Origin of the sequence: Agromyces sp. G08B096, assembly GCF_040267705.1 — a bacterium.
Taxonomy (GTDB): Bacteria; Actinomycetota; Actinomycetes; order Actinomycetales; family Microbacteriaceae; genus Agromyces.
Genome location: NZ_CP158374.1, coordinates 916295 through 938303 on the forward strand (window position 1 = coordinate 916295; position 22009 = coordinate 938303).

The 22009-nt window shown below is 72.3% G+C and carries 20 protein-coding genes and 1 pseudogene; 18 read left to right on the plus strand and 3 right to left on the minus strand.

Going from position 1 to position 22009, the window contains the following annotated elements; translation table 11 throughout:
- Nucleotides 1-67 precede the first annotated feature (67 nt).
- The 6 genes and pseudogenes from ABIQ69_RS04570 to ABIQ69_RS04595 all read left to right on the plus strand — a co-directional run.
- Nucleotides 68-295 (plus strand): annotated as a pseudogene (locus tag ABIQ69_RS04570) (helix-turn-helix domain-containing protein); the annotation flags it as partial.
- A complete protein-coding gene (locus ABIQ69_RS04575) occupies nucleotides 295-738 on the plus strand; it encodes a hypothetical protein (RefSeq protein WP_350350076.1) in 444 nt (147 codons plus the stop codon). The pseudogene ABIQ69_RS04570 and the gene ABIQ69_RS04575, both read left to right, overlap by 1 nt.
- 10 nt (nucleotides 739-748) lie before the next feature.
- Complete coding sequence (locus ABIQ69_RS04580; RefSeq protein ID WP_350349206.1) at nucleotides 749-1270, plus strand: DUF3817 domain-containing protein; 522 nt, start codon at nucleotides 749-751, stop codon at nucleotides 1268-1270.
- A 68-nt stretch (nucleotides 1271-1338) separates the two neighbouring features.
- The gene (guaA, locus tag ABIQ69_RS04585; protein ID WP_350350077.1) at nucleotides 1339-2892 is read left to right on the plus strand and encodes a glutamine-hydrolyzing GMP synthase; all 1554 of its coding nucleotides are present in this window, start codon (nucleotides 1339-1341) and stop codon (nucleotides 2890-2892) included.
- Nucleotides 2893-3033: 141 nt separating this feature from the next.
- Nucleotides 3034-3465 carry a YciI family protein gene (locus ABIQ69_RS04590; RefSeq protein ID WP_350349207.1) on the plus strand — a complete coding sequence of 144 codons (432 nt, stop codon included), beginning with the start codon at nucleotides 3034-3036 and terminating at the stop codon, nucleotides 3463-3465.
- Between the two features lie 38 nt (nucleotides 3466-3503).
- Nucleotides 3504-4790 carry an RNA polymerase sigma factor gene (locus ABIQ69_RS04595; RefSeq protein ID WP_350349208.1) on the plus strand — a complete coding sequence of 429 codons (1287 nt, stop codon included), beginning with the start codon at nucleotides 3504-3506 and terminating at the stop codon, nucleotides 4788-4790.
- 110 nt (nucleotides 4791-4900) lie between these two features.
- Here ABIQ69_RS04595 and ABIQ69_RS04600 read toward each other — a convergent pair whose 3' ends face one another.
- Entirely contained in the window at nucleotides 4901-5713 is an 813-nt protein-coding gene (locus ABIQ69_RS04600) for a Bax inhibitor-1/YccA family protein (RefSeq protein WP_350349209.1), read from the minus strand.
- A 159-nt stretch (nucleotides 5714-5872) separates the two neighbouring features.
- Between ABIQ69_RS04600 and ABIQ69_RS04605 the strand changes: the two genes are divergently transcribed.
- Nucleotides 5873-6928: a glycerophosphodiester phosphodiesterase family protein gene (locus tag ABIQ69_RS04605; protein WP_350349210.1), complete on the plus strand. Its 1056-nt coding sequence runs from the start codon at nucleotides 5873-5875 to the stop codon at nucleotides 6926-6928.
- Nucleotides 6929-6991: 63 nt separating this feature from the next.
- Here the strand turns inward: ABIQ69_RS04605 and ABIQ69_RS04610 are convergent, their stop codons facing one another.
- On the minus strand, nucleotides 6992-7585 hold the full coding sequence (locus tag ABIQ69_RS04610) for a hypothetical protein (RefSeq protein WP_350349211.1): 594 nt from the start codon (nucleotides 7583-7585) through the stop codon (nucleotides 6992-6994).
- A gap of 108 nt (nucleotides 7586-7693) precedes the next feature.
- On the opposite strand from ABIQ69_RS04610, the gene ABIQ69_RS04615 reads away from it, so the two are divergent.
- The 3 genes from ABIQ69_RS04615 to ABIQ69_RS04625 are packed head-to-tail and all read left to right on the plus strand — an operon-like array spanning nucleotide 7694 to nucleotide 11777.
- Nucleotides 7694-10180 carry a UvrD-helicase domain-containing protein gene (locus ABIQ69_RS04615; protein ID WP_350349212.1) on the plus strand — a complete coding sequence of 829 codons (2487 nt, stop codon included), beginning with the start codon at nucleotides 7694-7696 and terminating at the stop codon, nucleotides 10178-10180.
- Nucleotides 10177-10719, plus strand: coding sequence for an NUDIX hydrolase (locus ABIQ69_RS04620; protein WP_350349213.1), 543 nt, complete (start codon nucleotides 10177-10179; stop codon nucleotides 10717-10719). The genes ABIQ69_RS04615 and ABIQ69_RS04620 overlap by 4 nt, the downstream gene beginning before the upstream one ends.
- Entirely contained in the window at nucleotides 10716-11777 is a 1062-nt protein-coding gene (locus ABIQ69_RS04625) for an FUSC family protein (protein ID WP_350349214.1), read from the plus strand. The genes ABIQ69_RS04620 and ABIQ69_RS04625 overlap by 4 nt, the downstream gene beginning before the upstream one ends.
- Here the strand turns inward: ABIQ69_RS04625 and ABIQ69_RS04630 are convergent.
- The gene (locus tag ABIQ69_RS04630; RefSeq protein ID WP_350349215.1) at nucleotides 11755-12606 is read right to left on the minus strand and encodes a DUF72 domain-containing protein; all 852 of its coding nucleotides are present in this window, start codon (nucleotides 12604-12606) and stop codon (nucleotides 11755-11757) included. The genes ABIQ69_RS04625 and ABIQ69_RS04630 overlap by 23 nt on opposite strands.
- Nucleotides 12607-12851: 245 nt before the next feature.
- Between ABIQ69_RS04630 and sucC the strand changes: the two genes are divergently transcribed.
- The 8 genes from sucC to ABIQ69_RS04670 all read left to right on the plus strand — a co-directional run bounded on the left by sucC (nucleotide 12852) and on the right by ABIQ69_RS04670 (nucleotide 21978).
- Complete coding sequence (gene sucC, locus ABIQ69_RS04635) at nucleotides 12852-14015, plus strand: ADP-forming succinate--CoA ligase subunit beta (protein ID WP_350349216.1); 1164 nt, start codon at nucleotides 12852-12854, stop codon at nucleotides 14013-14015.
- A 15-nt stretch (nucleotides 14016-14030) separates the two neighbouring features.
- Complete coding sequence (gene sucD / locus ABIQ69_RS04640; RefSeq protein WP_350349217.1) at nucleotides 14031-14939, plus strand: succinate--CoA ligase subunit alpha; 909 nt, start codon at nucleotides 14031-14033, stop codon at nucleotides 14937-14939.
- Nucleotides 14940-15031: 92 nt separating this feature from the next.
- Nucleotides 15032-15583, plus strand: coding sequence for a hypothetical protein (locus ABIQ69_RS04645; RefSeq protein ID WP_350349218.1), 552 nt, complete (start codon nucleotides 15032-15034; stop codon nucleotides 15581-15583).
- Between the two features lie 37 nt (nucleotides 15584-15620).
- Entirely contained in the window at nucleotides 15621-17081 is a 1461-nt protein-coding gene (locus ABIQ69_RS04650; protein ID WP_350349219.1) for a hypothetical protein, read from the plus strand.
- 71 nt (nucleotides 17082-17152) lie between these two features.
- Nucleotides 17153-18502: a DUF6350 family protein gene (locus ABIQ69_RS04655; RefSeq protein ID WP_350349220.1), complete on the plus strand. Its 1350-nt coding sequence runs from the start codon at nucleotides 17153-17155 to the stop codon at nucleotides 18500-18502.
- A 20-nt stretch (nucleotides 18503-18522) separates the two neighbouring features.
- On the plus strand, nucleotides 18523-19116 hold the full coding sequence (gene purN, locus ABIQ69_RS04660) for a phosphoribosylglycinamide formyltransferase (protein WP_350349221.1): 594 nt from the start codon (nucleotides 18523-18525) through the stop codon (nucleotides 19114-19116).
- Nucleotides 19113-20726: a bifunctional phosphoribosylaminoimidazolecarboxamide formyltransferase/IMP cyclohydrolase gene (gene purH / locus ABIQ69_RS04665; protein WP_350349222.1), complete on the plus strand. Its 1614-nt coding sequence runs from the start codon at nucleotides 19113-19115 to the stop codon at nucleotides 20724-20726. Before purN ends, purH begins: the two co-directional genes overlap by 4 nt.
- Nucleotides 20727-20835: 109 nt before the next feature.
- Entirely contained in the window at nucleotides 20836-21978 is a 1143-nt protein-coding gene (locus ABIQ69_RS04670; protein WP_350349223.1) for a Glu/Leu/Phe/Val dehydrogenase dimerization domain-containing protein, read from the plus strand.
- Nucleotides 21979-22009 lie beyond the last annotated feature (31 nt).

Consider the following 22009-nt stretch of genomic DNA (forward strand, 5'->3'; position numbering starts at 1 on the left):
CTTGGAGTGGGTGGCAAGATACATACAGTCTGTATGTGTGTACATCGTACGGTGACGTACAGTTCGTATGTCAAGTGCCGGATCCACGGGCAGCATCCCGACCGAGCCCGGGGAAAGGAATCGAGTGGCCACCAAGCTCGAGCAGCGCGACCGCACCCGCGCGGAACTGCTGCGCATCGCGACGCAGCGATTCGCCGTGCACGGATACGCCGGCGTCGCCCTCGAAGACCTGGTCGCGGAGGCGGGGCTCACCCGCGGAGCGCTCTACCACCACTTCGGCAGCAAACAGGGCCTATTCCGTGCCGTCGTCGAGCGCGCGCAGTTCGGCGTCGCAGAGGCCGTCGAGGCCGCGGCGACCGGCACGACGACACGCTCGCCGACTTCCTCGCCGGGTGCCGCGCCTTCCTCGAGGCCAGTCTCGCGCCCGAGGTCCGGCGCATCCTGCTCATCGACGGCCCCGCCGTGCTGGGCTGGGGCGATTGGCGCGAGGGCGACCTCGAATCGAGCGCGATGCTGCTCGACGCCGGCGTCGCAGAGCTCGCCGAGGCCGGCCTCATCGAGCCCCGCGCGCTCGGCACCGTGACCACGATGGTGTCCGGGGCGCTGAACGAGGTCGCGCTCGCGAACGCCGGTGCCGCCGACCCCGCGCGCGAGATCGACGAGGCGGTCGAGCTCCTCCGCCGCATGCTCGCCGGCCTCGCGCCGACCGCTGCGCCCGCGGCGGCCGGCGCCGCGTAGACTTGTTCCCATGCCCCTCGAGCCGAAACTCGCCGATCTGCCGCGCATTCGCGGGGCCCTGAAGTTCTACCAGGTCGCCTCGGTCATCACCGGCGTCATGCTGCTGCTGCTCTGCGCCGAGATGCTCCTGAAGTACGTGTGGCACCTCGAACTGTTCGCCTTCGGCCCGAACGGCCTGTTCAGCTTCGAGCCGGTCGTCGAGACGGCCACCGGCCTCGAGTCCACCGGCATCGGCGCGAACCTCTCCACGGGCATCCTCATCGCGCACGGCTGGTTCTACGTCGTCTACCTCTTCAGCGACTTCCGGCTCTGGAGCCTCATGCGCTGGCGGTTCCCGCGATTCATCCTCATCGCCCTCGGCGGCATCATCCCCTTCCTCTCGTTCTTCCTCGAGGGGCGCATCGCCCGCGAGGTGAAGGCCTACCTGGCCCGTCGCGAGGCGGAGGCCGCGGCCGCGGTCGAGGCATCCGACGCCCACGACGGCGGGGCTCCCGCCGGCACCGACCCGACCACCGTGGAGGCCGCCCAGTGAGCACCGCACCGTCGAACCACCCCGCGCCCTCCGAGGACGGATCCCCGAACGGCACCGAGCACCGCCCCGTGCTCGTCGTCGACTTCGGCGCGCAGTACGCGCAGCTGATCGCGCGGCGCGTGCGCGAGGCATCCGTGTACTCCGAGATCGTGCCGCACACGATCACGGCCGCCGAGGTCGCGGCCAAGAACCCCGTCGGCATCGTGCTCTCCGGCGGACCGAGCTCGGTCTACGAAGACGGTGCGCCGGCGCTCGACGAGGGCATCCTCGAACTCGGCGTGCCGACCCTCGGCATCTGCTACGGCTTCCAGGTCATGGCGCGTCAGCTCGGCGGCGAGGTCGCGCACACGGGCCTCCGCGAGTACGGGTCGACCGAGACCACCGTCCGCGCCGACGACGGCAACGCCCTCCTCGGCGGCCAGCCCGAGCATCAGGTCGTGTGGATGAGCCACGGCGACTCCGTCGCGGTCGCCCCCGACGGCTTCGAGGTGCTCGCCTCGACCGCCTCGACGCCGGTTGCGGCGTTCGCGAACGACGAGAAGAAGTTCTACGGTGTGCAGTGGCACCCCGAGGTCAAGCACTCCGAGTACGGCCAGGACGTCATCGTGAACTTCCTGCACCGTGCGGCCGGCATCCCCGCCGACTGGAACCCCGGCAACGTCATCGCCGAGCAGGTCGAGCGCATCCGCGCCCAGGTCGGATCGGCCCGCGTCATCTCGGCCCTCTCAGGCGGCGTCGACTCGGCCGTGTCCACCGCGCTCGTGCAGCAGGCGGTCGGCGATCAGCTCACCGCGGTCTTCGTCGACCACGGCCTGCTGCGCAAGGGCGAGCGGGAGCAGGTGCAGCAGGACTACGTCGAGGCGACGGGCGTGCGCCTGGTGACGGTCGACGCGGCCGACACCTTCCTCGACGCGCTCGCCGGGGTCACCGACCCCGAGGAGAAGCGCAAGATCATCGGCCGCGAGTTCATCCGCGCCTTCGAGCAGGCCGAGCGCGACCTCATCGCCGAGGCCGCCGCGGAGGGCGAGCCGATCCGCTTCCTCGTGCAGGGCACGCTCTACCCCGACGTCGTCGAGTCGGGCGGCGGCACCGGCACGGCCAACATCAAGAGCCACCACAACGTCGGAGGGCTGCCCGAAGACCTGCAGTTCGAGCTCGTGGAGCCACTGCGCACCCTCTTCAAAGACGAGGTGCGCGCGATCGGCCGCGAGCTCGGGCTGCCCGAGGCGATCGTCGGCCGGCAGCCCTTTCCGGGGCCAGGCCTCGGCATTCGCATCGTGGGCGAGGTCACCCGTGATCGTCTCGATCTGCTCCGCGAGGCCGATGCCATCGCGCGCGAAGAGCTGAGCAAGGCGGGCCTCGACCAGGAGATCTGGCAGTGCCCCGTCGTGCTGCTCGCCGACGTCCGCTCCGTGGGCGTGCAGGGCGACGGCCGCACGTACGGGCACCCGATCGTCCTGCGCCCGGTCTCGTCGGAAGACGCGATGACGGCCGACTGGACGCGTCTGCCCTACGACGTGCTCGCGAAGATCTCGAACCGCATCACCAACGAGGTGCGCGAGGTCAACCGCGTCGTGCTCGACGTCACGTCGAAGCCGCCGGGCACCATCGAGTGGGAGTGAGCGCGAAGGCGCGGACCATCGGGTCCGCGCCTTCCGCGTTCATGACCGAAGATTTTTCCGGGCGATGTCGATCCGGCGCATTCCCGTTCGACGTCTGGAATGAGAGGGTCGAATGGCGACCCCGACCAGGAGGAGACACCGATGTCGAAGTACATGCTCATCATGCGCGCGGACGACCAGGGCGTGCAGGCCTACCAGGACATCCCGTTCGAGCAGGTCATCGAGGCCATGGGGAAGTACAACGAGTCCATGATGAAGGCCGGTGTCCTGCTCGCCGGCGAGGGACTGTCCGACGCGAGCGAGGGCTTCGTGGTCGACTTCTCCGGCGAGACGCCGCTCGTCACCGACGGCCCGTACGGTGAGACCAAGGAGCTGTTCAACGGCTTCTGGATCATCGAGGTGGCCTCGAAGGAGGAGGCCGCCGAGTGGGCGAGCCGCGCCCCGCTCGGACCGGGCGCGTACCTCGAGGTGCGCCGCGTGACCGACGAGTCCGACTTCCCGCAGGACAACGAGTGGATCCAGAAGGAGGCCGGCTGGCGCGAGGAGCAGGCCGAGCGCGCCGCGCAGCCCTGAGACACCCACCGGAGACGACGAGACGAGGCCCCCGCTCGATGACGGATGCCGCCGCCCCGGAGCGCCGCGCGGACGAGGAGTCCGCGCGGCGCGCGGTCGCGGCCGTCTGGCGCATCGAGTCCGCCCGCATCGTCGCCACCCTCACGCGCCTGGTCGGCGATTTCGGCCTGGCCGAAGACCTCGCACAGGAGGCGCTCCTCGACGCGCTCGCCCAGTGGCCGGCCGAGGGCGTGCCGCGGAACCCGGGAGCCTGGCTCACCGCGGTCGCCAAGCGCAAGGCGATCGACGGCTGGCGGCGACGGGAACGGTACGACGAGCGGCTCGCGGCGATCGCCCACGACCTCGAGACGGAGCAGCAGCGGGCCGCGGATGTCACGCCGTGGGACCCCGACGCCATCGACGACGACGTGCTGCGGCTGGTGTTCGTGGCGTGTCATCCGGTGCTCTCGCGCGAAGCGCGGGTCGCGCTCACCCTGAAGGTCGTCGGCGGCCTCACGACGGAGGAGATCGCGCGGGCGTTCCTCGTGCCGACCTCGACGGTGCAGCAGCGCATCGTGCGGGCGAAGAAGACCCTCGCCGACGCCGGGGTCGCGTTCGAGGTGCCCGCCCGCGACGAGTTCCCGGCCCGGCTCGGCACCGTGCTCGGGGTCCTCTACCTCGTCTTCAACGAGGGCTACGCCGCGAGCTCGGGGGAGGAGTGGATGCGTCCGGAGCTCAGCCGCGAGGCGCTGCGGCTGGCGCGGGTGCTGGCTGGTCTGGTGCCGCGCGAGCCCGAGGTGCACGGCCTCGTCGCGCTGATGGAGTTCACCGCCGCCCGGTTCCCGGCCCGCGTCGACCGCGACGGCGCGCCGATCCTGCTGGCCGATCAGGACCGCACGAAATGGGACCGCTCGGCGATCACGCGAGGTCGCGCGGCGCTCGAGCGCGCCGATGCGCTCGGACGCGGGCGCGGCGCGTACGCGCTCCAAGCGGCCATCGCGGAGCAGCACGACCTCGCCGTCTCGGTCGAGGAGACGGACTGGCCGGCGATCGTCGCGGTGTACGACGCGCTGGCGCAGCTGACCCCGTCGCCGGTCGTGGAACTCAACCGGGCCGTCGCGGTGTCGATGGCCGACGGGCCGGCGGCAGGCCTCGCCCTCGTCGACGGGCTCGCCGCCGACAAGCGGCTCGCGCTCTCGCACCTGCTGCCGAGCGTCCGCGGCGAGCTGCTCGCCCGCCTCGGCCGGCGCGACGAGGCGCGGACGGAGTTCGAGCTGGCGGCCGAGCGCGCCGAGAACGCCCGGGAGCGGGCGGTGCTGCTCGCGAAGGCGGCCGCGCACCGCTGACGGCGGTCGACGACGAGTAGAAGGCGAGCGGATGCCTCCCGCGAACGCGGAACGGGCCGCCCCGGGAGGGGCGGCCCGTTCGCGATCGGTTCGGCCTGCGGCCGGACGCCTCAGTCGCTCGACTGGGCGATGGCGAGGATGCGCAGGATCTCGAGGTACAGCCAGACGACCGTGACCATGACGCCGAAGGCGCCGGTCCAGGCGTACTTCTTCGGGGCGCGGTTGCGCACGCCCTGCTGGATGAAGTCGAAGTCGAGCACGAGCGAGTACGCCGCCATGATCACGACGAGCACGCCGATGATGATGCCCCACGGGATGCCGAAGATCTCGGCGCCGCGGAGGCCCCACGGGTCGTCGGTCGCGCCGAAGAGCATCAGACCGAGGTTCACGAGGGAGAACACGGCGTAGCCGACCATCGCGATGAGGAAGATCTTCGTCGCCCGGGCCGAGGCGCGGATCTTGCCGGAGGCGAAGAGCGCCAGAGTCACGCCGACGACGACGAGCGTCGCGATGACCGCCTGGCCGACGATCCCGCCGCCGAACTGCAGCTCGTACCACTGCGAGATCGCGCCGACGAAAATGCCCTGCACGGCGGCGTAGGCGAGGATCAGCGCGGGCGAAGGCTCGCGCTTGAAGGCGTTCACGAGGCCGAGGACGAACCCGACGAGCGCCGCGCCGATCCAGAGCCAGGGCATGCTGACGGCCGTGAACCAGCCGATCGCTGCGCCGACGAGGAGCACGCCGAACGACAGGGCCGACTTCGCGAGTGCGTCGTCGTAGGTCATGACCTCACGGTCGGGCAGCGTCGTGGGACGCTCGTACATCTCCTGCAGCTCGGACGCGGAGACGTCCTGCGCGGCGGCGACGGCCCCCTGCTTCGAGAATGCCTCGTTGCGTGAGAAGGCGGGGTTGTCGAGAGCCATTGCTGTGGTTCCTCTGCTTTCGGCGGTCGTCGGGTGGAGGGGAATCACGCGAGCCCGATGCCCGCGCGATCCCAATCTACCGGGTGATACCCGTGACAACGCCGTGAGATTCCGCGCCATTCCGCGGACCGTCGCGAACTCCGTGGATACGCTGGGGCCATGCTCCGCGACCTCGCCTCCCGGCCGCTCGTCATCGGCCACCGAGGCGCGCCCGGCTACCGCCCCGAGCACACCGCGGCATCGTACGAACTGGCGTTCGCGCTCGGCGCCGACGCCGTCGAGCCCGACATCGTCGCGACGCGGGACGGCGTGCTGGTGCTCCGGCACGAGAACGAGATCAGCGGCACCACGGATGTCTCGAGCCGGCCCGAGTTCGCGGCCCGGCGCACCACCAGGGAGATCGACGGAACACCTCTCACCGGGTGGTTCACGGAGGACTTCACCTGGGCCGAGCTGTCCTCCCTCCGCGCCACGGAGCGCCTCGGTGCGCTCCGCCCGCTCTCGGCGAGCTTCGACGGGCGATACCCCGTCATCCGGTTGCGCGATCTGTTCGACCTCGTCGATCGCGCCGCCGACGAGCAGGGGCGGATGCTCCGGATGGTCGCCGAGTTCAAGCACGCGAGCCATTTCGACGCCCTCGGCCTGCCGCTCGACGAACTGTTCGCCGCCGAGCTCGATGCGGCGGGCTGGGGCCGGGGCGACGAGCGCCTCGTCATGGAGGCGTTCGAGCCGACGCTGCTCGACCGGCTCGGGGCCCGGGGCATCCGCGGCTCCCGCATCTTCCTGATCGACGCGACCGGCGCGCCCTGGGACCTCGTGCTCGCGGGCGGCCGGTCCGCGACCACGTACGACCACTTCGTCACCGAGGCGGGGCTGCTCTCACTCGCCGGCCGCTTCGACGGCGTCAGCGTGGGCAAGGGCCGGCTGCTCGCCGACCCGCCCGCCGGCGACCGCGCGGAGGCGCGGCCGCTCACCGGCGCGGATCTCGTCGACGCCGCCCACTCGGCCGGACTCGAGGTCTACACCTGGACGCTCCGCCCCGAGAACCGCTTCCTCGCGAAGGCCGCTCGCCGTGGCGGCTCCCGCGCCGGGATCGGCGACTGGCCGGGGGAGTTCGCCCGGATCATCGGGACCGGGGTCGACGGCGTCTTCCTCGACCACCCCGACCTCGGCGTCGCGGCCAGGGACGGATTCGAGGGCGCGGCCGACGGGTGAGACGTGCGGGCGTCGATCAGTCCCGGCGCGCGCCGGGACGGGTGACCCCGCTCGAGACCGACCTCACCACGGCCGCCGCCACTGGAACGACTGCTCGGGATCGCCGCCGCTCGACGTCCACAGCTGCTGCAGCTCGGCGCGGGCCGCCTCGTCCGGGCCGTCGGGCTCGGCCACCCGGATCTGGACGGTCTGCCCCTCGACGACGTCGCCGTGGGGCCCGTCGGCCCGGAACGCGATCTGCGAGACGGGCGCATCGGCCTCGGTGATGCCGGGCCACCCCGACAGGCTCGCCACGAACGCGGCCTGCTGGTCGAACTCCTGCTCGTCGATCGCTCCGAGACCCCAGTCGCCGGACCACCGCTGCTCGCCGTCGCCGGAGAACCACACGACGACCGTCCGGAAGTCGTCGGGATATCCGAGGACCAGGGTGTGCACCTCGTCGAGCACGTGCTTCGCCGCGTCGACGGACATGCCCTGCTCGGTGTCGACCGTCACATCGATGCGGTCCACCCACGCACCCGAGACGCCGTCGACGGCCTCGAGCTGCTCGGCGAGGTCGGCACGCAGCTCCTCGCGCTGCTCTTCCGCCGAGGGCGCGCACCCCGCGAGCGCCAGGGCGGTAGCGGCGGCGAGCAGGAGGGCGGGGAATCGGCGCACACGGACCATCCTCTCCAACTTCGTCGTCGCAGGCCAAACGCGGTCGCGCCGGCGGACGGCGGCCCGGGCCGGAGAGATGTCGGCCGTCGCGCCTAGACTTGACGGGACATGACCCTCATCCTCGACCCCGACGACCCGGCCGGCTGGCGCGAGGCGTCCGACCACGCCGGCACCGCCGAAGATCCGCTCACGGCGGGGCTGAACCCCCAGCAACGCGAGGCGGTCGAGTACCGCGGCCAGGCGCTGCTGATCGTCGCGGGCGCGGGGTCCGGCAAGACCCGGGTGCTGACGCACCGGATCGCGAGCCTCATCCAGAGCCGAGAGGCCTGGCCCAGCCAGATCCTCGCGATCACCTTCACCAACAAGGCCGCCGCCGAGATGCGGGAGCGCGTCGAGGCGCTGCTCGGCGAAGGGGCATCCGGCATGTGGATCTCGACGTTCCACTCGGCGTGCGTGCGGATCCTGCGCCGGGAGGCGGAGTCGATCGGCCTCAGCTCCACGTTCACCATCTACGACTCGGCCGACACGCGTACCGTCCTGAAGCGCATCATCAAAGAGCTCGACGCCGACACCATGGGCTTCACGCCCGCGAGCGCGCAGGCGAAGATCTCGAAGCTGAAGAACGAGCTGGCCGACGTCGAGTCGTACGCGCGGAACGCGAACACCAACGATCCGCAAGAGGTGATGTTCCTCGAGATCTTCCGGCAGTACACGCGCCGGCTGCGGGACGCCAGCGCGCTCGACTTCGACGACCTCATCGCCGAGACCGTGTACCTCTTCCGGGCGTTCCCGAAGGTCGCGGCGCTCTACCAGCGCCGGTTCCGGCACATCCTCGTCGACGAGTACCAGGACACCAACCACGCCCAGTACGCCCTCATCCGCGAACTCACGCGGCCGGTCGAGAAGCCGATCGTCGACGAGCTCGACGCGCATGGCGTGCTCGTCCGCGGGCTCGTCGACCGCAACGGCGAGATCCCGGGGGCCTCGCTCACCGTCGTCGGCGACTCCGACCAGTCGATCTACGCCTTCCGCGGTGCCGACATCCGCAACATCGTCGAGTTCGAGCGCGACTTCCCAGGCGCGAAGGTCGTGCTGCTGGAGCAGAACTACCGGTCGACGCAGAACATCCTCTCGGCGGCGAACGCCGTCATCTCCAACAACTTCGACCGCAAAGACAAGAAGCTCTGGACGGCCGACGGCGACGGCGAGAAGATCGTCGGCTACACGGGGTACACGGCCCATGACGAGGCGCAGTTCGTCGCCGACGAGATCGAGGCGCTGCACCGTGCGGGCGTCGCGTACCGCGACATCGCCGTGTTCTACCGCACCAACGCGCAGACGCGTGCACTGGAGGAGATCTTCGTGCGCTCGGCGCTGCCGTACCGGGTGGTCGGCGGCACCAAGTTCTACGAACGCGCCGAGATCAAGGACGCGATGGCCTACCTCATCGCGGTGGCCAACCCGCTCGACGAGCTCGCGCTCCGACGCATCCTCAACACGCCGAAGCGCGGCATCGGGCCGGCCACCGAGACGACCATCGCCCAGTTCGCCGAGCAGAACGAGCTCACCTTCCGCCAGGCGATGCGCCACGCCCGCGAACTCGGCCTCGGGCCGAAGGTGACGGGCGCGATCACCGCGCTCGCCGATGTGCTCGACGAGGCCGCCGCGATGCTGGTGCCCTCGCAGGCGGGCATCGAGGCCGGCACCAACGAGGGAGCCGCGAAGGTCTCCGACGTCCTGGTCTTCCTCATGGAGCGGTCGGGGCTGCTCGACGCCCTCCGCACGAGCCGCGATCCGCAAGACGAGACCCGGGCCGAGAACGTCGAGGAGCTCGTGGCCCAGACGCGCGACTTCGACCGCGAGAACCCGCAGGCCACGCTCGTCGACTTCCTGACGCAGGTCTCGCTGGTCGCCGCGGCCGACGAGCTCGACGATGCGTCGGGCACGGTGTCGCTCATGACCCTCCACACGGCGAAGGGCCTCGAGTACCACGCCGTCTTCCTCACAGGCCTCGAGGAGGGGCTGCTGCCGCACCAGATGTCGGCGTCCGAGCCCGGCGGCCCCGCCGAGGAACGGCGGCTGTTCTACGTCGGCATCACCCGGGCCCGCCAGCGGCTCTACCTCTCGCTCGCGATGAGCCGGGCGCAGTTCGGCGAGGTCGCCGTGGCGATGCCGAGCCGGTACCTGCAGGAGATCCCCGAGGAGCTCATCGACTGGAAGCAGTCGCCCGGCATGGCGACGAGCCGCGGCGGCACGCAGCCTCGGGCGCTGAACGCCCGTCGAGGGGGGCCGGGCAACGCCTCGGGCGGCGCGTGGGGCACGCGCGGCCGCGATCTCGAGCGCTTCAGCGTCACCAAGAGCACGGCGGCGAAGACCGAATGGGCCAACCGTGTCACCGGCACCGTCCGCGACAACGGCGACCTCACGCTCGAGCCCGGCGATCGCATCCGGCACACCGACTTCGGTGAGGGCCGGGTGACCCAGGTCACCGGCGAAGGAACCAAACGCATCGCCCACGTCAGCTTCGACACCGCGGGGGCGAAGAAGCTGCTCATCAAGATCGCCCCCATCGAGAAGCTGTCGGCGGGCTCGTGAGCTGGCCGGTTCGCGCGAGTCGCGTCGTCTACGAGAACCCCTGGATCCGCGTCCTCGAAGACGACGTGGTGCGGCCGGACGGCGGCGAGGGCATCTACGGCGTGCTCGAAGTCCGGCACACGGCCGTCTTCGTGGTCGCCGTCACCGACGCCGACGAGGTGCTCCTCGTCACGGTCGACCGGCACACCGTCGGCAGCTCGATCGAGGTGCCCGCGGGCGGCACCGACGGCGAGGATCCGCTCGTCGCCGCCCGGCGGGAGCTGCTGGAGGAGACCGGGTTCGAGGCCGCCGAATGGCGCGAGATCGGGCGGATGACCGCACTGAACGGCATCAGCCGTGCGCCCGAGGTGGTGTTTCTCGCCACCGGGCTCACCCGGGCCGCATCGGCCGACGGCTCGCAGGCCGAGGAGGGCATCAGCGAGGTGCGCGCCGTGCCGTGGGCCGAGGCGATCCGGCTCCTGCGCGAGGGGGAGATCACCGACGGCGAGACCGTCGCGGCGCTCATGTACGCGGCGATCGCGCTCGGCAAGCTGTCATGACGGAGGCCGCCCCGGCTGCGCAGCCCGCACCGTGGTGGCGTGACGTGCGAGCGCTGGACCTCGAGGTCGCCGCGCGCGCCGCCGTCGCCGCCGTGGTCCCGCTCGCGATCCTCGTGGCGACCGGTCAGGTCGAACTCGCGCCGTACGCCGCGTTCGGCGGCATGACCGCGATCTTCGGCCGCGGCGAGGCCTACCGAGGCCGGCTGCGCACGGCCACGGTCGCAGCGATCGGGCTCGTCGCGAGCGTGGCCATCGGCGTCGGGGCCGCGCTCGCCGGCGGCAGCGTGCCGGTCGTCGCGCTCGCGCTCGTCCTCGTGCTCATCGCGGGCGTCCTGACGGTCAACGTGGCGCGGCTCAGCCCGCCCACACCGCTGTTCTTCGTCTTCGCGGTCCTCGTGTGCGCGAGCGTGCCGACCCCGCCGGGCGAGGCGTGGCTGCGCATCGGCGTGACCGCCGCGGCGGCGGCGTTCGCCTGGGCGCTGAGCCTCTCGGGGTGGGTGCTCCGCCGCTTCGCCGGGCGGGAGACATCCCGTTCGCGGTTCAAGCCGCTGCGCCGCGCCGAGCCGGTGCGGTGGCAGGCGCTGCACGACGCGGTCGTCTGGCGCACGATCGCCCAGCACGTAATCGCCGGGCTGGTCGCGGGCGGCGCGGCGATCGCGCTCGGCATCGGGCATCCGTACTGGGCCGTCGTGAGCGCGGCCGCGGTGATCCCGCCCGCGGGCGCCGCGCACTCGGTCTCGCGCGCCTGGCACCGGGTCGCCGGCACGCTCGTCGGAGTCCTCGTGACGGGCCTGATCCTCTGGCCCGATCCGCCGGTGTGGGTGCTCGTGCTCATCGTCGCGATCGCGCAGTTCGGCGCGGAGGTCTTCGTCACCCGCCACTACGGCACGGCGCTCGTGTTCATCACGCCGCTCGCCCTCGTGGTCGCGCATCTGGCGCAGCCGGTGCCGGTGGGGTCGTTGCTCGTCGATCGCGCCGTGGAGACCGTGCTGGGCTGCGCGGTCGCGATCGTCGCCGTGCTCGCGGCCCGCGCCCTCAGCGCTCGAGGCGCGCGATGAGCGCCATGGCGTCGAAGGGTGCCCGAACCTTCGCGTCGTTGTCGAAGTAGACGTACGCGTCGCGTCCGGCGGCGAGGTGGTCGCGCACCCACTCCGCCCACCGGTCGAGCGATGCGTCGTCGTAGCCCGACGCGTACAGCTCCTCCTCTCCGTGGAGGCGGGCGTAGGCGAAGCCGGCGGTCGTCGCGGTCAGTCTGGGGTAGCGCCCGGCCGTGTCGGCGACGACGGACGCGACATCGTGGCGAGCGAGCAGATCGGTCCACGCCGTCGTCTCGAAGCTCGGGTGGCGGACCTCGACGGCGTGTCTCAGGGGCCTGCCGGCCGCCTCCGAGCCGGGGTCGACGGCGAACCACGAACGACCCTCCATCCGCTCGTCGTGGCGGGCCGCGAGTTCGGCGGCCGCACCGACCGTGCGGGGCAGCCGGGCGAGGAACGCGTCGAGCAGCGCCTCGTCGTACGCGAGCGTCGGCGGCAGCTGCCAGAGCACGGGGCCGAGCGTGCCGTCGAGAGCGAGCACGCCGCTCGCGAAGAAGTTCGCCAGCGGAGCGTCGACGTCGCCCAGACGTTTGATGTGCGTGACGAACCTCGGCCCCTTGACGGCGAAGACGAAGCCCTCGGGCACGGTGTCCCGCCAGCTGGCCCAGGCGGTCGGGCGCTGCAGCGAATAGAACGAGCCGTTGACCTCGATCGAGGTCAGGCGCTCGGAGGCGTAGGCGAGTTCATCGGCCTGGCGGAGGCCCTTCGGGTAGAACGCCCGACGCCACCTGGGATAGACCCAGCCGGAGATGCCCACGTAGGCGCGGGCTGCGTGGGGCGTGGCATCCGACATGCCGACCAGTGTCGCAGTGGCGGGCGACCCGGGGAACGGGGTGGACAGGCGCGCCGGGCCGTGCGTGCGAGGGCTCCGTCGCGCCCGACCGCCGCGGCGTGCCTGCGCCGGTTCGGCGGCGTCATCCGATCGGAGTACCATGGCAGACGGCCCGTGCCGATATCTCGACATCGAGAGAGTTCGAGGCCGGGTCCTCACCCCACCATCCCTGCGCGAGACCCGCGCGGACCGATTGGAAGCAGAGCGTGGATCTTTACGAGTACCAGGCCCGAGACCTCTTCGAACAGTACGGCGTGCCGGTGCTCCCGGGCATCGTGGCCGACACCCCCGAAGAGGCCCGCGCGGCGGCCGAGAAGCTTGGCGGCGTCGTCGTGGTCAAGGCCCAGGTGAAGACGGGCGGCCGCGGCAAGGCCGGCGGCGTCAAGGTCGCGAAGACCCCCGACGAGGCGGAGGCCGCGGCCCGTGCCATCCTCGGCCTCGACATCAAGGGCCACGTCGTCAAGCGCGTCATGATCGCGGGCGGCGCGCGCATCGCGCAGGAGTTCTACTTCTCCGTGCTGCTCGACCGGGCCAACCGGTCCTACCTCTCGCTCACGAGCGTCGAGGGCGGCATGGAGATCGAGCAGCTCGCCGTCGAGAAGCCCGAGGCGCTCGCCCGGGTCGAGGTCGACCCGATCGCCGGCATCACGCTCGAGAAGGCCAAGGAGATCGCGGCCGCCGCGAAGTTCCCGGCCGAGCTCGTCGACCAGGTCGCCGAGGTCTTCGTGAAGCTCTACGAGGTGTACGCCAAGGAGGACGCGACGCTCGTCGAGGTCAACCCGCTCATCCTCGACGAGGACGGCAAGATCATCGCCCTCGACGGCAAGGTCACGCTCGACGACAACGCCGAGTTCCGGCACGCCGGCCACGCCCTCCTCGAAGACAAGGCCGCGACCGACCCGCTCGAGGCGAAGGCCAAGGAGCTCGACCTCAACTACGTCAAGCTCGACGGCGAGGTCGGCATCATCGGCAACGGCGCGGGCCTCGTCATGTCCACGCTCGACGTGGTCGCCTACGCCGGTGAGAACCACGGCGGCGTGAAGCCGGCGAACTTCCTCGACATCGGCGGCGGCGCATCGGCCGAGGTCATGGCCAACGGCCTGTCGATCATCCTCGGCGACCCGCAGGTGAAGGCCGTGTTCGTCAACGTCTTCGGCGGCATCACCGCCTGCGACCAGGTCGCGAAGGGCATCGTCGGCGCGCTCGCCGAGCTCGGCTCGACGGCGAACAAGCCGCTCGTCGTGCGCCTCGACGGCAACAACGTCGTCGAGGGCCGGCGCATCCTCGAGGAGGCGGCGCACCCGCTCGTCACCCTCGCCGAGAACATGGACCAGGGCGCCGACAAGGCCGCCGAGCTGGCGAACGCGTAAGGGACGTAGAGAGAAATGACGATCTTCCTCAACAAGGACTCCAAGGTCATCGTCCAGGGCATCACCGGCGGCGAGGGCTCGAAGCACACCGCGCGCATGCTCGCGGCGGGCACGCAGGTCGTGGGCGGCGTGAACGCCCGCAAGGCCGGCACCACGGTGCTGCACAAGGACGCACAGGGCGCCGACGTCGAACTGCCCGTGTTCGCGAGCGTCGCCGAGGCGATCGCCGAGACCGGCGCCGACGTCTCCATCGCGTTCGTGCCGCCGGCGTTCACGAAGGACGCCGTGATCGAGGCCATCGACGCCGAGATCCCGCTCCTCGTCATCATCACCGAGGGCGTGCCCGTGCAGGACTCCGCCGAGTTCTGGGCGTACGCCAAGGAGAAGGGCGAGAAGACGCGCATCATCGGGCCGAACTGCCCGGGCATCATCAGCCCCGGCGAGTCGCTCGTCGGCATCACGCCCGCGAACATCACCGGCAAGGGCCCGATCGGCCTCGTGTCGAAATCGGGCACGCTGACCTACCAGATGATGTACGAGCTGCGCGATCTCGGCTTCTCGACCGCGATCGGCATCGGCGGCGACCCGATCATCGGCACCACGCACATCGACGCGCTCGCCGCGTTCGAGGCCGACCCCGAGACGAAGGCGATCGTCATGATCGGCGAGATCGGCGGCGACGCCGAGGAGCGCGCGGCCGACTTCATCAAGGCCAACGTCACGAAGCCGGTCGTCGGCTACGTCGCGGGCTTCACCGCCCCCGAGGGCAAGACCATGGGCCACGCCGGCGCCATCGTGTCGGGCTCGGCGGGTACGGCGCAGGCGAAGAAGGAGGCCCTCGAGGCCGCCGGCGTGAAGGTCGGCAAGACGCCGTCCGAGACCGCCAACCTCCTCCGCGAGGTCTACGCCGCGCTCGGCGAGTAACTCCGGCTCACGACGACGGCCCCACGGGTTCGCCCGCGGGGCCGTCGTCGTGTGCGGGGGCATCCGGCGCCGGTCGGTCGTACGCTGGGGTGGTGACCGGCGAGCGGGATGCCACCGACGAGCAGTCGATGCCGAGCGGGGCTGCGGCGGATGTCGCGGCGCGCGTCGTCCGCGCGAGCTTCGCGACCGAGGAGTCGGTGTACGGCGTCATCCTCGTGGCCGGCATGATCGTCGTCGCGGGCGCACACGCGGCCAGTTCTTGGAGCGTGTTCTGGACGGTCGCGGTGACCGTGGTCGTCTTCTGGGCCGCGCACGTCTACGCCGGCACCGTCGCCCATCACGGCCTCGACCACGACCGGGTGATCGGCATCGGCGAGTCGTTCCGGGCGGCGCTTCGCCGTTCGGTGGGGCTGCTGGCGTCGGCGGCGATCCCGTCGCTGATCCTCCTCGCGGGGGCGACGCGCGCGATCGACGATGCCGCGGCGATCTGGATCGCACTGTGGTCGGGCGTCGCCGTGCTCGCCGTGCTCGGCTGGATCGCGTTCCAGCGACGCGGGGCGGCCTGGCCGATCCGACTGCTCGGCGCGCTCGCGACCGCCGCGTTCGGCCTCGTCATGATCGTGTTGAAGGCGTTCGTGCACTGAGCCGGTTTCCGGCACTAGGGTCGTGCCAGGGGGGATCATGGCGAAGCTCACGGTCGAGGAACTGGAGGCGCGCCTGGCGCGGCTCGAGGAGGAGAACGCGGCGCTCCGGGCGGCTGCGACGGAGGCGACCGGCCCGCCTGCCGAAGGAGCGACCACGGCGGTCGTCGTGGATGCCGGGGGCGGGCGCCGGCGCTCCGGCCGATGGCGCTCCGTGCTCTCGGCGGTGCTCGTGGTGCTGGCCCTCGTGCTGATGCCGGTCGCGGCGATCAGCGCATGGGCGCGGCTCGAGCTCGTCGACACCGATCGGTTCGTCGCGACCTTCGCCCCGCTCGCCGAGGACCCGGCGGTGCAGGCCTACGTCGCCGACACCGTGACGACGGCCATCGACGAACAGGTCGACCTCGAGGGACTCACCTCCGACGTGTTCGACGGTGTCCGCTCGCTCGGCCTGCCGCCCAGGGCCGAGCAGGCGCTCGCGTTGCTCGAGGGGCCGGCGGCGCAGGGCCTGCAGGCGCTGGTGAGCCAGATCGTCGACCGCATCGTCACGTCCGAGGAGTTCGCCGACCTCTGGGCCGGTGCGCTGCGCGTCTCGCACCAGCAGGCGATCGCCGCCATCCAGGGCGATCCCGACGCGGCGCTCGAGATCGGTGCGACCGGCGAGCTCAGCATTCAGCTCGGACCCGTCATCGACGCCGTCAAACAGCGGCTGATCGACCGTGGCATCGGCTTCGCCGAGGCGATCCCGCCGATCGATCGCAGCATCGTCATCGCCGAGTCCGACGCGTTCACGCTCGTGCAGACCGTCTATGCGCTCGCCGTGGCGGTCGGCACGTGGCTGCCCTGGGTCGTGCTCGCGATGCTCGTCGCGGGAGTGCTCGTCGCCAGGCGTCGGGCGAACGCCGTCGTATGGACGGCCGCCGGCTTCGCCCTCACCGCGGCCCTGTTCGCCGCAGGCGTCGGCATCGGCCGCCTGTTCTTCGTCGGCACCGTGAGCCCGTCGATCATGCCGTCGGCCGCCGCCGACGCGCTGTACGAGCACGTCATCGCCACGCTGCGCTCCACGATCGTGGCCGCGCTCGTGCTCGGCCTGCTCACCGCGGTCATCGCCTGGTGCGCGGGCCCGAGCCGTCCGGCGCGGTCACTGCGCCGGTTCTCGACCGCGGCGTTCGGCGCGGTGCGCGGGGCGGGCGAACGGTACGGGGTGACGACGGGCGCCTTCGGTCGATGGCTGGATCAGTGGCGGACGGCCCTCTACGTCGTCATCGCCGTGGTCGCCGCGCTCGTCGTGCTCGTCTCGCGCCCGCTGACCACCGGCACCGTGGTCACGACGGTGCTCGTCGCGCTGCTCGTGCTGCTGCTGGTGGAACTGCTGCGCCGGCCGGCCACCGACATGCCGGTCGCCGACATGCCGGTCGCCGATGTGCCGTCGGCCGACCGTTCGGGCGATGACCTGCCGGCCGAGGCATCCGTCGTGGGAGGGACCGGCCGCGCGACCTGAGCGCGCCGTGCAGTGCCGCGCCGCACGTCGCGCCGTCGGCCGCGCTCGCGGCCGATAGGCTCGCGGGTGCAATGACTCGCCTGACCTGTGCCCTGCTCGCCGCGCTCGAGGCGGTCGTCGCGGCGCTCATCGGGCTCGGCATCGCGCTGCTGCCGCTCCTGCTGCTCTGGTCGGTGCACTTCGGGCTCGCCGTCGACCTGCCCGTCTTCCTCCGCGCGGCCGCCGACGTCTGGCTCCTCGGGCACGGCGTCGACCTCACCGCCCAGCTCGACCCGGTGACCGCCGGCCGTCTCGCGCTGCCCGGCGCCGGCGACCCGTTCGCCCTCACCATCGCGCTGCTCGGCTTCGCGCTCGTCACCGTGCTCTTCGCCCGTCGAATCGGTCGCCGCGCGGCCACGGCCGGCCATCCGTTCGTCGGCGCGCTCGCCGCCGTCGTCGTGACCGGCGCCGTGGGCGGCGTGCTGGCCGCGCTCGCCGGCCACCCGGCGGCGCAGCCGTCCACGTGGCAGGCCGTCGTCCTCCCGGCGTTCGTCGCCGGTCTCGGGGCGGCCGTCGGCGCGTCGTACGAGACGCTGCGCGCCGAGGCCGCCGAGCGACCGGATGCCTCGCCAGGGGCGCTGCTCGCCAGGTGGCGCGAGCTGCCCGAGCTTCCGCTGGCCGCGTCCCTCGCCGCGGTCCGCATCGGCGCCGGGGCGGCGTTCGGCATCCTCGCCGTCGCGGCCGGGCTCGTCGTGGTGCTCCTCATCGCCGACTACGCCACCGTCGTGGGGCTCTCGCAGGCGCTCGGCGCGGGCGCCGACGGCGGGCTCGCCATCACGGTGGCGGAGCTCGCACTGCTGCCGAACGTCGTCGTGTGGGCGGCATCCTGGCTGCTCGGACCCGGCTTCGCACTCGGCGAGGGGACCACGGTCTCGCCGACCGGGACCCTGCTCGGCCCGGTGCCCGGGGTGCCGCTCGCCGGTATCCTGCCGCCCGAAGGCGCGTCTCTCGGCATCGTCTGGCTCATCGTGCCGCTCGTCCTCGGCTTCGCGGGGGCCACGTTCGCCTGGCCCTGGCTCGTACGGACGCCCGGGATGCGGGTGCGGTCGTGGTGGATGCCCGTCGCCGTCTCGGCGGCGGCCGGCGTCGTCGCGGGGCTCGTGCTGGGCCTCCTCGCCTGGTGGTCGGGCGGCGCCGTCGGGCCGGGCCGGCTCTCGGTCGTCGGCCCCGACCCGCTCCCCGTCGCGGGCATCGCCGCGCTCACGGTGTTCCTCGGCTCGGTCGCGGGCGCGTTCACCGCTCGCGCCGTCCCGCGGCATCCGCTCGGCGCATCGCGCGTCGACGCGGCCGACTGGCCCGAGGACGACGACCTGTCCGCGACCGACCGGTTCGAGGCATCCGACCTCGCGGGCCCCTCGGGCACCGGCCGCGGCGCGCCGTGACCTGCCGGTAGGCTCTGAGGGTGCTCAAGCTCGTCGTGCTGATCTCGGGCGGCGGTTCGAACCTCCGCGCCCTCCTCGAGGCCGCTGAAGACCCGGAGTATCCCGCCCGGGTGGTCGCGATCGGCGCCGATCGCGACGCCGACGGGCTGGCGCTCGGCGAGGAGTACGGCATCCCGGCGTTCACCGTGCCGTTCACCGCCTACGACAGCCGCGACGCCTGGGGCGAGGCGCTCATCGAGGAGATCCGCCGGTGGGAGCCCGACCTCGTCGTGCTCTCCGGCCTCATGCGCCTCGTTCCCGACGCCGTCGTCGAGGCGTTCTCGCCGTACCTCGTGAACACCCACCCCGCGTACCTGCCGGAGTTCCCCGGGGCGCACGGCGTCCGCGACGCGCTCGCCGCCGGCGTGACGCAGACCGGCGCGAGCCTCATCGTCGTCGACACCTCCGTCGACGGCGGGCCCATCATCGCCCAGGAGCGCGTGCCTGTGCTGCCGGGCGACACCGAGGCCACGCTGCACGAACGCATCAAGCCCGTCGAACGCCGCCTGCTCATCCAGGCGGTGCGCGACATCGCCACCTCGCACCTCGACCTGAAGGAGCTCACCGCATCATGAGCGGCCCCAGCCACGACCCGAGCCTCTACCGCCACCGCGACCGGGTGCCGGTGCGCCGGGCCCTCGTCGCGGTGAGCGACAAGCGCGGGCTCGTCGAGCTCGCGACCGCCCTCGTCGAGGCGGGCGTCGAGATCGTCTCGACGGGCGGCACCGGCCAGGCGATCGCCGCCGCCGGCCTGCCCGTGACCCAGGTGGCCGACGTCACCGGGTATCCCGAGCACCTCGACGGGCGCGTGCGCACCCTGCACCCCGGGGTGCACTCGGGCCTCCTCGCCGACCTGAGGCTCGCCGATCACGAGCGTCAGCTGGCGGAGCTCCGGATCCAGCCGTACGAGCTCGTCGTGGTGAACCTCTACCCGTTCGCCGAGACGGTCGCCTCCGGAGCCGAGGGCGACGCGGTGGTCGAGCAGATCGACATCGGCGGGCCCGCGATGGTGCGCGCCGCCGCAAAGAACCACGCGAACGTCGCCGTCGTGGTCTCGCCCGACCGGTACGACGAGATCGCCGCGGCCGTCGCCGCCGGCGGCACGACGCTGGACGAGCGCCGCGCGCTCGCGCGCGAGGCGTTCCGGCACACGGCGTCGTACGACATCGCGGTGGCGTCATGGATCGGCAGCGCCGTCGCCCCCGACCAGCCCGCCGACGTGTCGCCGTTCCCCGCCTGGATCGGCGGGTCGTGGGTGAAGGACGCCGACCTCCGGTACGGCGAGAACTCGCATCAGCGCGCGGCGCTCTACGCCGCGCAGTCGGCGCCGGCCCCCGGCATCGCCCAGGCGACGCAGCTGCACGGCAAGGAGATGTCGTACAACAACTACGTCGACGCCGACTCGGCCGTGCGCGCCGCGTTCGACTTCGCCGAGCCCGCCGTCGCCATCATCAAGCACGCCAACCCGTGCGGCATCGCGGTCGCGGCCGCCGGCGCCGACGACCCCATCGCCGACGCCCACCGGCGCGCGCACGAGTGCGACCCGGTGTCGGCCTACGGCGGCGTGATCGCGGCGAACCGCGTCGTGACGCGCACCATGGCCGAGACGGTCGCGGGCATCTTCACCGAGGTGCTCGTGGCCCCGGGCTTCGAACCCGAGGCGCTCGAGGTGCTCACCGCGAAGAAGAACCTCCGCCTCCTCGTGCTGCCCGACGGCTTCGCGCCGACCGCGGTGGAGCTCCGGCAGGTCTCCGGCGGGCTGCTCCTGCAGGAGGCCGACCGGCACTTCGCGGACCCCGCCGAGTGGACGCTCGTGGCCGGCGACCCCGCCGACGAGCAGACCCTCGCCGACCTCGCTTTCGCCTGGACCGCGTGCCGGGCCGTGAAGTCGAACGCGATCCTGCTGGCCTCGGGCGGGGCATCCGTCGGGGTGGGCATGGGTCAGGTGAACCGCGTCGACTCGTGCCGCCTCGCCGTCGAGCGCGCGGGGGAGCGGGCCGCCGGAGCGGTGGCGGCATCCGACGCGTTCTTCCCGTTCGCCGACGGGCCGCAGATCCTCATCGACAGCGGTGTGCGCGCGATCGTCCAGCCCGGCGGCTCGATCCGCGATGACGAGGTCATCGCTGCGGCGCAGGCCGCCGGCGTGACGATGTACCTCACCGGAGAGCGCCACTTCTTCCACTGATCGTCACCCTGATCCGACGGCCGACCCGGCGGTACCCTTGAGGTGAGGCGCTCACGAGGCGCCGCGGCCCCGTTCCGCCCACGAGGCGGAGAATCAGGAGTACCGATCGATGTCGATCACCCACGCACCCGCCAGCCCCGCCACAACGGCGTCCGCCACCCCGGCGCCCGCCGCGTCGGCACCCACCGTCGTCCCGCTGCCCGACCAGGCGCCCGACCACGAGCGCGTGCTCATCACGCGCGGCCCCCGCTCGGGTCTCACCGTCGTCGTCGCCGTGCACTCCACGGTGCTCGGGCAGGCCCTCGGCGGCGCCCGCCTGTGGCGCTACCCCCACTGGACCGACGCGCTCGCCGACGCCCTCCGCCTCTCCGAGGCAATGACCCTGAAGAACGCCGCTGCGGGCCTGAACCGCGGCGGCGGCAAATCCGTGATCCAGGTGCCGCCGGGCGTCGAGCTCGACGACGACCTGCGCCGCGCCGCCATGCTCGACCTCGGCGACGCGGTCGAGTCGCTCGGCGGCGCGTACATGACCGCCGAGGACGTCGGCACAAGTGCCGAGCTCATGGCCGTCGTCGCCGAGCGCACCGCCCACGTCTGCGGCCTCCCGCCCGAGCAGGGCGGCGTCGGCGAACCCGCGGACGCGACCGCCGCCGGCGTCCACGCGGGCCTCGTCGCGACCCTCGAGCACGTGACCGGCAGCCGCGACGTCGCCGGCCGGCACGTCGTCGTCGCCGGCCTCGGCCAGGTGGGCGGACGGCTCGCCCGCCGGCTCGCCGCCGAGGGTGCGCGGCTCACCGTCACGGATGTCGCGGACGGCAAGCGCGCGCTCGCCGACGAGCTCGGCGCCGAGTGGGTCGACCCGGCCGACGCGCACCGCGTGGAGGCCGACGTGTTCGCGCCCTGCGGACTCGGCGGCGTGCTCACCCCCGAGGTCGTGAGCGAGCTCCGGGTCCGCGCCGTCGTGGGCGCCGCCAACACGCAGCTCGCCGCACGCGAGGTCGCCGGGCTGCTCCGCGACCGCGGCATCGTCTGGGCGCCCGACTTCGTCGTGAACGCCGGCGGCGTGGTCTACCTCGACCTCGCCTCGACGCCAGGGGTGGAGGCATCCGAACTGGACGCCCGCATCGCGGGCATCGGCGACGTCATCGGGCGGGTCCTGCGAGACGCGGATGCCTCGGGCGAGACGACGCTCGTCGCCGCGGAGCGGCTGGCTGCCGCCCGGCTCGACCGGGCTCGCGCCGAGCGGAGCTGAGCTCCCTGCGGGGCGCGGCGGCCGACCGGTC

Excerpts from the sequence above, each read along its gene's own strand:
- ABIQ69_RS04630 (WP_350349215.1), bottom strand. The coding sequence starts at position 12,606 with ATGTCGGATGCCACGCCCCACGCAGCCCGCGCCTACGTGGGCATCTCC.
- ABIQ69_RS04600 (WP_350349209.1), bottom strand. The coding sequence starts at position 5,713 with ATGGCTCTCGACAACCCCGCCTTCTCACGCAACGAGGCATTCTCGAAG.
- sucD (WP_350349217.1), top strand. The coding sequence starts at position 14,031 with ATGACGATCTTCCTCAACAAGGACTCCAAGGTCATCGTCCAGGGCATC.
- ABIQ69_RS04590 (WP_350349207.1), top strand. The coding sequence starts at position 3,034 with ATGTCGAAGTACATGCTCATCATGCGCGCGGACGACCAGGGCGTGCAG.
- ABIQ69_RS04605 (WP_350349210.1), top strand. The coding sequence starts at position 5,873 with ATGCTCCGCGACCTCGCCTCCCGGCCGCTCGTCATCGGCCACCGAGGC.
- ABIQ69_RS04650 (WP_350349219.1), top strand. The coding sequence starts at position 15,621 with ATGGCGAAGCTCACGGTCGAGGAACTGGAGGCGCGCCTGGCGCGGCTC.
- ABIQ69_RS04625 (WP_350349214.1), top strand. The coding sequence starts at position 10,716 with ATGACGGAGGCCGCCCCGGCTGCGCAGCCCGCACCGTGGTGGCGTGAC.
- ABIQ69_RS04580 (WP_350349206.1), top strand. The coding sequence starts at position 749 with ATGCCCCTCGAGCCGAAACTCGCCGATCTGCCGCGCATTCGCGGGGCC.
- ABIQ69_RS04655 (WP_350349220.1), top strand. The coding sequence starts at position 17,153 with ATGACTCGCCTGACCTGTGCCCTGCTCGCCGCGCTCGAGGCGGTCGTC.
- ABIQ69_RS04595 (WP_350349208.1), top strand. The coding sequence starts at position 3,504 with ATGACGGATGCCGCCGCCCCGGAGCGCCGCGCGGACGAGGAGTCCGCG.
- ABIQ69_RS04670 (WP_350349223.1), top strand. The coding sequence starts at position 20,836 with ATGTCGATCACCCACGCACCCGCCAGCCCCGCCACAACGGCGTCCGCC.
- ABIQ69_RS04615 (WP_350349212.1), top strand. The coding sequence starts at position 7,694 with ATGACCCTCATCCTCGACCCCGACGACCCGGCCGGCTGGCGCGAGGCG.
- purH (WP_350349222.1), top strand. The coding sequence starts at position 19,113 with ATGAGCGGCCCCAGCCACGACCCGAGCCTCTACCGCCACCGCGACCGG.